This is a genomic window from Sodalis sp. (in: enterobacteria) (genome assembly GCF_047607725.1).
GTDB lineage: Bacteria > Pseudomonadota > Gammaproteobacteria > Enterobacterales > Enterobacteriaceae > JBLKSS01.
The window spans coordinates 1-12,587 of record NZ_JBLKSS010000095.1; the positions used below are offsets into that span (position 1 = coordinate 1).

Genomic DNA, 12,587 nt, shown 5'->3' on the forward strand with positions numbered 1-12,587 from the left:
CTTCCAGCAGTTCCGATATATCCGCTTTTTGGACAAACGCGCGAAGAAGCGCCTCAACACAAAATTATTTAAAGTGCAACCTTATCCTAAACCGGAAACGTTAAAACCAAGTTCATGATGTTTGATTGGGTATTAAAACCGTCATGTAAACAAAATGTGGTGATTTTTCTTTTATGAAGAAATTGCAGATAAAGCGATCCAGTTTTTGGCGGATCACTTTGTCTGCAAGAGTGGATCACTTTGTCTGCGGCGCTACAACCAAGCTGGTGACGGTTCACGACCCGATAATCTGACATGAGAAAGGCGCAATGATCCCAGGTGAAATGCGTATCGCCGCGGGCGATATCGAACTGAATGCCGGCCGTCCGCGTGTCACGGTAACCGTCGCCAATCATGGCGATCGCTCGGTACAGGTCGGCTCCCATTTTCATTTTTACGAGGTCAATCCGGCGCTGAAATTTGACCGTGCCGCGGCCCACGGCCCACGGCCCACGGCCCGCGGCTGTCGGCTGGATATCGCCGCCGGCATCGCGGTGCGTTTCGAGTCCGGCCAGTCGCGGGATGTTCAACTGGTGCCCTACGACGGCAAGCGGGAAGTGTATGGTTTCCGCGCGCAAATCATGGGCAAACTGGAGCCAAAGACATGAGCCATATTTCCCGGCGTGCTTATGCCGATATGTTCGGTCCGACCACCAGTGACGCTGTACGGCTGGCAGATACCGACTTGTGGGTGGAAGTCGAGCAGGATTACACCTGCTACGGCGAAGAGGTGAAATTCGGCGGCGGAAAGGTGATTCGCGCCGGGATGGGGCAGGGGCAAATGACCGCGGCGCATTGCGTCGATCTGGTGCTCACCAATGCGCTGATTATCGATCATTGGGGATTGTGAAAGCGGATATCGGCGTCAAGGACGGGCGTATTCTGTGCATCGGTAAAGCCGGTAATCCAGATGTGCAGCCGGGCGTCACGGTGTCAATCGGCCCCGGCACCGAGGTCGTGGCGGCGGAGGGAAAGATTGTCACCGCCGGCGGAATCGATGCGCATATTCACTTTATTTGCCCGCAGCAGGCGCAAGAGGCGCTGTGCTCCGGTGTGACCACCCTGATTGGCGGCGGTACCGGCCCGGCGGCCGGCACTAACGCCACCACCTGCCCGCCGGGGCCCTGTACCTGGCCCGCATGCTACAGGCGGCGGAGGTGTTGCCGGTTAATATCGGTTTTACCGGCAAAGGCAATGCATCGCTGCCGGTGGCGCTGGAGGAGCAGGTGCTGGCGGGCGCTATCGGACTGAAGCTGCATGAAGATTGGGGAACCACCCCGGCGGCGATTGATTGCTGTCTTGGCGTGGCGGATCGCTATGATGTGCAGGTCGCTATCCACACCGATACCCTCAACGAAGCCGGTTTTGTCGAGGATACGCTGGCGGCGATCGGACCATCCACATCTACCATATGGAAGGGGCAGGCGGCGGCCATGCGCCGGATATTATCCGCGTTTGCGGCGCCGGCAATATTCTTCCGTCGTCCACCAACCCCACCATGCCCTATACGGTCAATACGATTGATGAGCATCTGGACATGCTGATGGTCTGCCACCATCTGGATGCCGGCATCGCCGAAGACGTGGCGTTTGCTGAATCGCGTATTCGTCGGGAAACCATCGCCGCCGAGGACATATTGCACGATCTGGGCTCCTTTTCGATGCTGTCTTCCGACTCCCAGGCGATGGGGCGGGTCGGCGAGGTTATATCCTACGCACCTGGCAGGCGGCGCACAAGATGAAACAGCAGCGCGGCGATAATGATAATTTCCGAGTCAAACGCTATATCGCCAAATACACCATCAATCCGGCCATTACCCACGGTATCGCTCATGAAGTCGGGTCTATCGCGCCGGGGAAACTGGCGGATCTGGTGCTCTGGTCGCCGGCGTTCTTCGGCGTCAAATCCGCATTGGTCATCAAAGGCGGCATGATCGCCACCGTAACCATGGGCGATCCCAACGCCTCTATCCCCACGCCGCAGCCGGTGCATTATCGGCCGATGTTCGGCGCGCTGGGGGGCGCCCGGCACGCGACGCGCATGACCTTTATGTCTGCTGCGGCCCGCGCGGAGGATCTGCCCGCGCGGCTTGGACTCGCCAGCCTGATAGGCGAGGTGCGCCAAAAGGACATGATTAACAACCACTGGCAGCCAACGATCGAGGTGGATGCGCAAACTTATCAGGTGCGCGCCAACGGTCAGTTGTTGACCTGCGAGCCGGCCGCGCTGCGGCCGATGGCGCAGCGTTATTTTCTTTTTTAAACCGACAGGATCTGCGGTCAATTGTATTGACCCAACGCCTTGACCATGCCCACGCTGTTACCGCCAGCGCGACGCTGGCGCTGGATACGCGGTTAAAAAGCAGTGGGCCTATGCGTCTGGATGACGGGCGGGAGGCAGGGCTGCTGCTGCCCCGCGGCCATCGGCTGCGCGGAGGAGACCTGCTTGCCAACGATGACGTCAGCGAAGTAGTGCGCATCATTGCCGCCTCCGAAACCGTTTCCACGGTAACGGCCGGTGATGGCCTGCTACTGGCGCGCGTTTGCTATCATCTCGGCAACCGCCATGTGCCGCTGCAAATCGCTTCCGGCTGGGCGCGCTACCAGCATGATCATGTGCTGGATGACATGGTGCGCGGCCTGGGGGCCGAGGTGAGCGTCGAGCAGGCGCCCTTCGAGCCGGAAGCCGGCGCCTATCAAAGCGCGCCGCACAGCCATGGACACGGGCACGCACATGCACACCCCCATCTCCACTGAATTTGACGATCCCGGCGCGCTGCTGCGCCTGATGCAGTTGATAAGCCCCAGCTTGCCGGTAGGGGGATTTACCTAATTCCCAAGGGCTGGAGTGGGCGGTGGAGTGTGGCTGGGTCAATTCCCCCGCGGCATTCGCCCGCTGGCAGCAACAGCTCATCGACGATCAGCTCAGTTGCCTGGTTGGGGTGCCAGTGGCGAATACCGCTAGAGTCGCTGGCGCTCGGCTTTGGCTACAGCACGTTGGAAGGGGCGGTGATGGCGGGCCTGAAACTGGTGCCTTTCGGTCAAACGGCCCAGGGATTGCTGGGGGCGTTGGCCGCCCCGCGGCCGGCGGCCTGGCAACGTGCCGCATCCCTGGAAGACGAGGCGCTGGGCGGCAGTTTTCCGCTGCAGGCCATCGCCTCCGCCTGCCATGAAACGCAATATTCACGTCTATTCCGTTCCTGACCGTCCGTGCCGCCCATTGGGCGCTGGCACGATAATTGAACGGTATGTTAACTCGATTGCAGGGAGTCACGATGACACACTACAAACAACCGCTGCGCGTCGGCGTCGGTGGACCGGTCGGCTCGGGTAAAACCGCGTTATTGGAAGCCTTGTGTAAGGGGATGCGCGATCGCTACCAGCTGGCGGTGGTGACCAACGATATTTATACCGAAGAAGATCAGCGTATCTTGACCGAGGCCGGCGCGCTGGAGGCGGAACGTATCGTTGGTGTGGAAACCGGCGGCTGTCCCCATACCGCTATCCGCGAAGACGCCTCGATGAATCTGGCGGCGGTGGACGAACTGGCGCGCCGGTTCGGCAATCTGGATATTATCTTTGTGGAAAGCGGCGGCGACAATCTTAGCGCCACCTTCAGCCCCGAATTGGCGGATTTGACCCTTTACGTCATCGATGTGGCCGAGGGGGAGAAAATTCCGCGTAAAGGCGGGCCGGGTATTACGCGTTCCGATTTTCTGGTGATCAATAAAATCGACCTGGCGCCCTATGTGGGTGCCTCGCTGGCGGTAATGGCGAGCGATACCGATCGCATGCGCCCCCAACGTCCCTAGGCGTTTACCAATCTGAAAACCGGCGAAGGGCTGGAGACCATTATCGGCTTTATCGTTAAACAAGGCATGTTAGCGGTGTAATCCATGTCACCCGCGCCGCCGCCGTTGGCACCGCCGGCGTAAAACGGCGGCGGCATCAGGCGCGGAACTGACGCTGTGCCCAACGCGCCAGCCCGGCGGTGACGGAGGCGAAATCATCGCCGCCGGCGAGCGGGATCACCGGCAGGCTGTCCGCCAGCGCCTGGCGCAGCAGCGGTGAACGGGCGCTGCCGCCGGTGAGGTAGACCACATCGGGGCGCGTTGCGCCTCCTTGCGCCAGCACCGCGCCGACCTGCTCCAAGATCCGCTGCAAAGGCTGCTCGATGGCCTGCGCCAACAGCGTTGGGTTGAGTTCGGCGCCGAGCCCTGATTGAATAAAATCCAACTCCGCTCTCACCTGCTGCGCGGATGAAAGCGCGATCTTGCTCTCCTCCGCGCTTTTCACCAGCCGATAGCTTAACCGCTGGCGATAAACCTTCAGCAGCGCGCCGAAGACCTCGGGCTCGGCCGCATTGCACAGCAGTTCGCGCAGTCGCAGGCCGTTCGTGCTGCTGTAAAACTCGCTCTGAGCCGGAATATCGTTGATGGCCACCGCCTGCCAGAGGGGCAGCGCCGGTAACGCCTGACCTTTGTCCATAGCGCCGCCCATCCCCAATAGCGGCATCAATTGTTTGAACGCCAGCATAATATCCAGATCGTTACCGCCCACCCGGCAGCCGCTGTGGCCAAGCAGGCTATGTTGCCTATCGCGCAGCTCGCACCATTTCGGCCCCATTAGCAACAAAGAACAGTCGGTGCCGCCGCCGCCGATATCCACCACCAGTACCCGGGTTTCCGCGCTCAGGCCGGCTTCAAAATCCAATCCCGCCGCGCCAGGTTCGTATTGAAAGGCCACCTCCGCAAAGCCCGCCCGCTGCACCGCGCGCTGTAATATACCCTGCGCCTGGCGGTTGGCTTCATCCCCGCCGGTGCCCTGAAAATTGATCGGCCGGCCAATCATCGCCTGGGTTATCTCTGCCTGCAATTGCGCCTCCGCTTGACGCTTGATATGGCACATCATGGCGCACACCAAATCCTCGAACAGGGCGATTTGCGGCGGCTTCAAATCATTGGCGCCGAGAAACGATTTTGGCGATTTTACGAAATAGCTGTCCTCCGGATCGGCTATATAGCTGGCCCGCGCCTGTCTACCGAGCTGCAGGCTGTGGTCACGCAGCGAGATCCCCTCTTCGCGATTAAAGCGTATCGCCCGCGCCAGCAGTTGCTGGCTCTCGTCGCTGCCGGTGGGGATGTACCAGACGCGGTGCAGATATTCGCTGACCGCTTCGCGCGTGGGCGCGCTGAGCATCGACGCCATATAGGGTGAGTCGCCGTCCAGCGGTAATAGCCTCGGCGTTTCCCCCGTCATGACCGCAACCAAACAGTTGGCGGTGCCGTAGTCAAAGCTAATAAACATTACTGCCTCCCATGCTGTTGAGGCGGGAGACTTTAGCGCAAAGCGGCCGGGGTCACAATCCCGCATGGGGCCTGCGCTTCGCTTGGACACCCGCGTCGGGAACATACGGTCTTCCCGGCGGGCGCGGCAAGGCGTGAGCGACGTGCCTGCCCTAAGGTCGCGTCTCAGGGCCTTAAACGCCGCCGGCTAAATCGATAAAACTTCCGGTGACATAAGATGCCCGCGCCGATAATAGCCAGGCGATGGCTTCGGCGACCTCCCGCGGCTGCCCGCCGCGGCGCATCGGCAGCGTCGATTGCACCCGCGCAATCCTGTCTGGCTCACCGCCGGCGGCATGCATGTCGGTGTCGATAAAACCCGGGCGGACGCCGTTCACGCGGATCCCCTGATCCGCCACTTCTTTGGCCAGCCCCAGGGTCAGCGTATCCACCACGCCCTTGGAGGCGGCATAATCGATGTATTCATGGGGGGCGCCGAGACGCGCGGCGGCCGAAGAGACATTAACGATAGCGCCACCGTTGCCGCCGTGACGCCGCGCCATCCGCCTGACCGCCTCACGGGCGCAAAGCTGCGTGCCGGTGACATTTGTCGCGAGGATAGCGTTGACCCGTGCGGCATCCATATGTTCGATACTCGACTGAGGCAGCAGCATGCCGGCGTTGTTCACCAGACCGCTGAATGGCGGCAGTCGCCTGTCCAGCTCGGTGAACAGCGCCCGCACGCTTGACTCATCGGTAACATCCGCCTGCAGCGCCAACGCTTTGCCGCCCTGCTGGCATATTTCCTCTACCACGCGTTCAGCCCGTTCCCGGCGCGACAAATAGCTCAGGCAGACCCAATGGCCTTCGGCGGCCAGCTGTAGGCGGTCGCGCGGCCGATACCGCGCGACCCGCCGGTAATGAGCGTGACTTTTTCCATTATATGTTCCTTCGAGTGGACATGATGACCGCCACGGCCGGCAAAGGGGGCGTCAACGATAGCCCGATGCACATCGGCCGCGTCAATGAATGAGAAACAGCGTCGCCAGGCCGAGAAAAATAAAGAAACCGCCGGTATCAGTAATGGCGGTAATCATCACGCTCGAGCCTACCGCCGGATCGTGGCCGATGCGGATCATCAACAGCGGTATCAACACGCCCATCAGCGCCGCCAGCAGCAAATTAAGCAGCATCGCCAGCATCATCACGCCGCCGAGACCGGCTTCGCCGTACAACAGCCAGGTGACGATTCCCATGATACCGCCCCAAACCAGACCGTTGATGACCGCCACGCCCAGTTCGCGCAGAATGAGAAAGCCGGCATTGCCTTTTTCCAACTGATGCAGCGCCGCCGCGCGCACGATCATGGTAATGGTCTGATTACCGGTATTGCCGCCGATACCGGCGACGATGGGCATCAGCGCCGCCAGCGATACCAACTGGGCAATGGTGCCGTCGAACAGGCCAATGACGCGCGAGGCGATGAACGCGGTGCAGAGGTTCACCGCCAGCCAGGTCCAGCGGGTGCGCACCGCTTTACGTACCGGCGCGAAGATATCTTCCTCCGGGCTGATTCCTCCCAACCGGCGAAGATTGCTGTCGCTCTCTTCAAAGTAGAGATCAACCATCTGTTCAATACTCAACCGGCCCATCAGCTTGCCTTTACTGTCGATAACCGGAGCGGTGATCATATCGTAACGTTCAAAGGCGCTGGCGGCCTCTTCGGCGCGATCATCGGGGTGAAAGGTGGTGGGATGCGCGTCCATCACCTCGCTCACCCGCCGGTTGAGCGGATTAAGCAGTAGCGCGGACAGGGTCAGTTCACCGACCAGGGTGTTATGCCGGTCGACGACGAAGAGTTTGTCGCTGTTTTCCGGTAGCTTTTTGCGCCAGCGCAGCCAGCGCTGTACCGTGGTCAGCGTGACATCGGAACGGACCGTCGCCAGTTCAAAATCCATATGGTGACCGACACTGTCCCGGTCGAAATGCATCATTTCGCGCACCTGGGCGCGGCGATGCGGTTCGAGGGCGGTCAGCACGCGGCCGACCAGATCCCGCGGCAGGTAGCGGGCCAGATAGGCTTGCTCGTCCACGTCTAGCGGGCTGATGGCCTGCAGAATATCGTGGTTGGACATCTCGGCGATAAGGCTTTCCCAGACGTTCTCCGAGGCTTCCACCAAAGTTTTGCCGCGCTTATTGTTGTCCACCAGCCGCCAAAGCGCCAGGCGCTCGTCGTGGGGCAGGCTTTCCAGCAGATCCGCCAGATCCGCGGCGTGAAATTGGTGCACAATCGCTACCAGTTCGGCGGTTTGATCCAACAGATGGCGGTTATCGCCGACCGGCTCTCGCGTGGGACGGTTGAGGATACTGTCGATAAGCGGACGGTTTGCCAGTAAAACGCTTAAGGTCTGGCGCCGTAGTTCGGCGAGTTGCGGGGCCTGATGTTTTACGGCTGGCATAATTTCCCTGTTCCCTCCCGGCTGCTCGGACGATAAAGAGTGACGCTTACTCAGTAAAGATAGCTTAATTCTGTCAAAAGAAAGTAGATTTGTCGCGATTTGCCCGCTATTAGGCGATGAGAGCGTTCAGGGACGCTCTGGCGGCGGCGTGGGCTTAACGGTCTGTTCCGCCGGCGTGACGCGTTTATTTTGATGATGATGCCAGGCGCCCACCGTAGCATAGAGCAGGCGGCCTAAGAGAATGATAAAACTGATAAGCACTATCCAGCGGGTCATGCGCCCGGTGGTGGGTCGTTTTCGCATGCGAAATGCCGCTTTCACAGGGTTGGCCTCTTACGGGCGGAGGCAGAAACGGGTTTAAGGGCCGATTGTAGAGCATAAGCCGGCGCCGTTTCAAGGACACCGCCCCGTGGCGACGGGCTCGGCGGCGCTACGGTCGGCCGTTGCCAGGGCGCAACGGCCGACCGACGCACAAAGGGAAGCCTTGGCCAGCATGGGAACGGGAACGCCTGCGGGCGCCAAAGCGCTATCGCCAGCCCGTTGCCCGCAGAGTTCCCGGCTCACGACGGCGTTACCGCGTCAGCGACGGTGTCTGCTTCCTCAACCCGCAAACACCAGCCGGGGATATCCGCCCAATAAGCCTCACGCTCCAGATCCAACTGCACCAAGTTGTTTTGAGCGAAGAAGCCGGGGGGAAACGTCAGTGTCCAGTGGTTAGCCTGGGTAGTAAGCTGCACCGTCACCGGTGAGGTGGCCTGACGCTGGTTATTAAGCAGCACGCCGAGGCGCAGCAGCTGCAGACAAGGCAAAAAATGCTTTTTCCTGAAGAGGTTGAAGCGGGGTAGATCGTCTATTTTGATCGCTTTGCGATGATAGCGCACCAGCGTCGCCAGCAGCAGTTGCTGCTCTTGATTAAAGCCGGGCATGTTGCTCTGCTGCAAAATATAGGCCGAATGGCGCTGCATACCGCTGTGGTTGATCCCCAGACCCACCTCATGCAGTTGTGCGGCCCATTTCAGCAGCGCCGCAAGCTGCGGATGTTCAAGCGCGGCGTTTTGCGCGCGCCATTGCTGATAAAGCGCGTCGGTGGTTTCCAACACCCGCCGGGCCTGATCGCTGTCGATATTGTAATGCTCCGCCAGGCTTTTCGCGGTGCGCATGCGAATATCCTGATGACGAAACCGGCCTTCCATTTCATACAGCACGCCCTCACGCAGGGCGCAGTCAGACAGTTTGAGTTCCTTGATAGCCAGGGCATCCATGACGCCACACAGAATGGCCAGCCCTGGGACAAAAACCTCTTTACGCTCATCGGATAAACCCGGCAGGCTGAGCGCGGAGAAATGCGTGAACTGCAGAACCTGTTCACACAGCGTTTCCAGCCGCTCAGGCGTGATCAGGCCGTCTTTGGCGCCCATCTCGGTTAACACTTCGCAGGCCGCCTTAAAGGTGCCGGAAGCGCCGAGCGCCACCTGCCAACCCATAATGCGGTATTGCCAGGCCAGCGTCTCGAGTTTTTGCGCCGCCGCCAGCTGCGCGCGGCGGAAATTGGCCGGACTTATCTCGCCGCCAGGGAAAAATAGGTGGCCAAAGCTGATGCAGCCCATGCGGCGGCTTTCCACCAGCAGCGGCTCGAAATTTTCGCCGATGAGCAATTCGGTGGAGCCGCCGCCGATATCAATCACCAGCTTGCGGCCCTTTTCCGCCTGGGTGTGCTCGACGCCCATAAAAATCAGCCGCGCCTCTTCATGGCCGGAAATGATCTCGATCGGGTAGGGGATCACCTCCGCCGCCCGATCAAGAAACTCCTGCGCATTGACCGCTTCGCGCAAAGCATGGGTGCCGACGATCATCACCCGCCGCGGCGAAAAGCCCTGCAGGCGTTCGGCGAACAGGGCCAGGCAGCCCAGGCCGCGTTCCATCGCCTCTTCGCTCAGGCGGTGATCGTCGTCCAGGCCGTCGGCCAAATGCACGCGCTGTTTCAGGCGGCTAAGTACCTGCATGGCGCCGTTGACCACGCGCGCCACCACCATATGAAAACTGTTGGAGCCAAGATCGATGGCGGTGAATTCTTCCGGCCTGGGTGTGGTCGTCGATGTTAAGGGCATAAATTAGTCCTGCTCTCCGGCGTTTTCCAATTGTTTGATATAGTCATAAATGGCCATTTGCGCGCGCACTTTACGGCGGTTGCCGTGTGGAACATAATAGTTGTTCAGATCGGCATCGATATATCGGGCTTTAACGGTATCGCTGAACAAAAGCGCCAGGATATCCAGCACCTGCTGTTTCAATCGCGGATCCAGCAACGCCACGCCTACTTCAATGCGGTAATCAATATTGCGGGTCATCCAGTCGGCGGAAGAGAGAAACACCTTTTTATCACCGCCGTTCTCGAACACATAGACCCGATCGTGCTCCAGGAAACGGTCCACGATACTGGTCACCTGGATATTATTGCTGATGCCCGGCAAATCCGGAATAAGTGAACACATCCCCCGCACCAGGATGCGGATGTTCACCCCCACGCCGGAAGCGGCATAGAGACGATCGATCAACCCCTGATCGACCAGATTGTTTACCTTAAGGGTGATTTCCGCCGCTTCGCCCGCCAGCGCATTCGCGATCTCCTGATCGATCATTTGATACAGCATATGGCGCGAATTTTGCGGCGACACCATCAAATAGTCGAATTTAACCGGGCGGTAAGGGTTCTCGATAAAATTGAACACGCGCCGCACTTCATTGGTGATGCGCGCATCAGACGTCAGCAAGGAATAGTCGGTATATAAGCGCGCGGTTTTCTCGTTGAAATTGCCGGTGCCGATATGGGCGTAGCGCACGATATCGTCGCCCTCGCGGCGGGAGATAAGAAACAGCTTGGCGTGTATTTTCAGCCCCGGCGCCGAGAAAATGACGTGCACCCCGGCCTCGGTAAGCCGCTTGGCCCAGTGAATATTCGCCTCTTCGTCGAAGCGGGCCTGCAGCTCTACCACCACGGTCACTTTTTTACCGTTATGGGCGGCGTGGATCATCGCGTCGATAATATGCGAGTACTTGGCGACCCGGTAAATATTGATTTTAACCGACAGCACATTGGGATCGAACGACGCCTGACGCAGCAGTTCCAGCACATGGCTGAAGGTGTGGTAGGGGAAATAGAGCAGGATATCATGGTGGCGAATGGCGTCGAACGCGTTGCGGAATTTATCGAACCAAACGTGGCGCAAACGCGGCAGCGGCCGGTTGACCAGATTGGCTTTGCCGACGTTGGGGAAGCTGATGAAGTCCTTGAAATTGTGATAACGGCCGCCCGGGATGACCGAATCGTAGGAGGAGATGCCAAGTTTGGACTTAAGCAGCTCCACCATGGCTTTTGGCATATCCCGCTGATAAACAAAACGGACCGGCTCCGCGGTCAGCCGCTGCTTCAGGCTGGAGGACATCAGTTCCAGCAGGCTCGATTCCATCTCGGTGACCAAATCGTATTCGGCATCGCGCGTCATTTTCATTGAATAGGTGTTAAGCATGTCGTAATCGAAGAAACCGGTGAAAATATCATCCAGGCAATAACGCAGAATATTGTCCAACAGGATCATCGGCCGGCGCCGGCGGGGGGATTCGGCCGGCAGATTGATAAAGCGCGGCACCTTATCGGAGGGGATTTCAAGCAGGGCGTAGCGCAACGTCTGCCCTTGAATAATCTCTACCGCCAAATAGGTGTAATCATCTTTCAGAAACCGCACCAGATTAGTATCGTGCTGGATGAGAATGGGCGTTATATGCTGGCGCAGCTGTTGTTTAAAGTATTGCCGCAACCAGTCTTGCTGGCGAGGGGAGAGTTGGCGTTCGTTGATGAGGAAGATCTGATTGCGCGCCATCTCCAGCAGCAGGTCGTTGTAAAGATTATCAAATTCCTGCTCGGCGTTGAGCACCTTAGCCTGGATGCGATTAAGCAAATGGCGTGAGGCGCCTCGGGTGCCCTGTTCTTCACTTATTAGAATACGCCGTTTCAGCTCCGCGAAACGGACTTTGTAAAACTCATCCAGATTATTGGAATAAATGCCCAGAAATCGCATGCGTTCTATCAACGGATTGCTTTTATCGGCGGCTTCCTGCAATACCCGTTCATTGAAAGACAACCAGCTTAATTCTTTCTCTATATAGAGCTTTTTCTGACCCATTTCCACTCCATTGATCTGTTCAGGAAGGGAAAATCCTGCGTTAAGCTATTATCGTCTCCCGAGCGACAAAGTCCAACATAACCCACAAACCCCCGCCGAAGATTGTTATCTTATTTTCTTACAGGCAACATAGGCTTTTCCCATTGTTTGGACCGCCCTTCTGGTCGCTGGCTAACCGAGGTCTATGAGCCCAAAAAGGATTTCTCACATCCGCACAGCGGCGTCGCGTCGTGTCATCGATCGACTGACACGTATTGTGATGAGTGGCGGCGGTTTGCTGGTGCTCTTAGCCCTATTGCTGATTTTTTGTTATCTGCTGAGGGTGGTGCTACCGTTATTCCGCGCGCCGGCCCGTCGGCGTCGTCACGAATCTGGCCGCTTATTCCGCGCCGGCGGCGGGTGCCGAGCCGCCATTACCGTTAGCTGCGCAGAAGCCGCCTTCCGCCGCGCCGGTGCCTCTCTCCGCTGGTAAGCGTACGCCCAAGCGCCGTATTGACAGTTATTCAGCAGGGATGGTGAGGTTCCACGGCAGGAGCTCTTTGATTTTGTTGATGGGATGATCCGCGATAATCGCCAGCACATGGTGCAGATACGCTTCCGGCTCCACGCCGTTCATTTTGCAAC

The 12,587-nt window shown here is 58.7% G+C and carries 9 protein-coding genes and 6 pseudogenes; 8 read left to right on the forward strand and 7 right to left on the reverse strand.

The window, feature by feature from the left end:
• From ACMX3H_RS09215 to ureG, 8 genes and pseudogenes are all read left to right on the forward strand, one after another.
• Positions 1 to 118: pseudogene (locus ACMX3H_RS09215) on the forward strand (protein mom); the annotation flags it as partial.
• Between the two features lie 190 nt (positions 119 to 308).
• Positions 309 to 647 (forward strand): urease subunit beta, encoded by a 339-nt coding sequence (locus tag ACMX3H_RS09220; protein ID WP_415210596.1) that lies wholly within the window; start codon positions 309 to 311, stop codon positions 645 to 647.
• A 29-nt stretch (positions 648 to 676) separates the two neighbouring features.
• Positions 677 to 939, forward strand: a pseudogene (gene ureC, locus ACMX3H_RS09225) (urease subunit alpha); the annotation flags it as partial.
• A 57-nt stretch (positions 940 to 996) separates the two neighbouring features.
• Entirely contained in the window at positions 997 to 1,290 is a 294-nt protein-coding gene (locus ACMX3H_RS09230) for an amidohydrolase family protein (protein ID WP_415210602.1), read from the forward strand.
• Positions 1,179 to 2,301 (forward strand): annotated as a pseudogene (locus ACMX3H_RS09235) (urease subunit alpha). Before ACMX3H_RS09230 ends, ACMX3H_RS09235 begins: the two are co-directional and overlap by 112 nt.
• Positions 2,302 to 2,321: 20 nt before the next feature.
• Entirely contained in the window at positions 2,322 to 2,795 is a 474-nt protein-coding gene (ureE, locus tag ACMX3H_RS09240) for an urease accessory protein UreE (RefSeq protein ID WP_415210603.1), read from the forward strand.
• Positions 2,773 to 3,242, forward strand: a pseudogene (locus ACMX3H_RS09245) (urease accessory protein UreF). Before ureE ends, ACMX3H_RS09245 begins: the two are co-directional and overlap by 23 nt.
• A 71-nt stretch (positions 3,243 to 3,313) precedes the next feature.
• Positions 3,314 to 3,931 (forward strand): annotated as a pseudogene (gene ureG / locus ACMX3H_RS09250) (urease accessory protein UreG).
• A gap of 55 nt (positions 3,932 to 3,986) precedes the next feature.
• On the opposite strand, the gene yegD reads toward ureG, so the two are convergent.
• The 7 genes and pseudogenes from yegD to ACMX3H_RS09285 all read right to left on the reverse strand — a co-directional run.
• A complete protein-coding gene (yegD, locus tag ACMX3H_RS09255; RefSeq protein ID WP_415210597.1) occupies positions 3,987 to 5,345 on the reverse strand; it encodes a molecular chaperone in 1,359 nt (452 codons plus the stop codon).
• 172 nt (positions 5,346 to 5,517) lie between these two features.
• Positions 5,518 to 6,263: pseudogene (locus ACMX3H_RS09260) on the reverse strand (SDR family oxidoreductase).
• An 82-nt stretch (positions 6,264 to 6,345) separates the two neighbouring features.
• The gene (locus ACMX3H_RS09265; protein WP_415210598.1) at positions 6,346 to 7,782 is read right to left on the reverse strand and encodes a magnesium transporter; all 1,437 of its coding nucleotides are present in this window, start codon (positions 7,780 to 7,782) and stop codon (positions 6,346 to 6,348) included.
• Between the two features lie 126 nt (positions 7,783 to 7,908).
• Positions 7,909 to 8,085, reverse strand: a complete 177-nt coding sequence (locus ACMX3H_RS09270; RefSeq protein ID WP_415210599.1) for a YfgG family protein — start codon at positions 8,083 to 8,085, stop codon at positions 7,909 to 7,911.
• 257 nt (positions 8,086 to 8,342) lie between these two features.
• Entirely contained in the window at positions 8,343 to 9,890 is a 1,548-nt protein-coding gene (gene ppx / locus ACMX3H_RS09275; protein ID WP_415210600.1) for an exopolyphosphatase, read from the reverse strand.
• A gap of 3 nt (positions 9,891 to 9,893) precedes the next feature.
• Positions 9,894 to 11,963, reverse strand: coding sequence for a polyphosphate kinase 1 (gene ppk1, locus ACMX3H_RS09280; protein WP_415210601.1), 2,070 nt, complete (start codon positions 11,961 to 11,963; stop codon positions 9,894 to 9,896).
• Positions 11,964 to 12,462: 499 nt separating this feature from the next.
• Positions 12,463 to 12,587 (reverse strand): transposase domain-containing protein (locus ACMX3H_RS09285; RefSeq protein WP_415210604.1); only part of this gene is annotated, 125 nt, incomplete at its 5' end.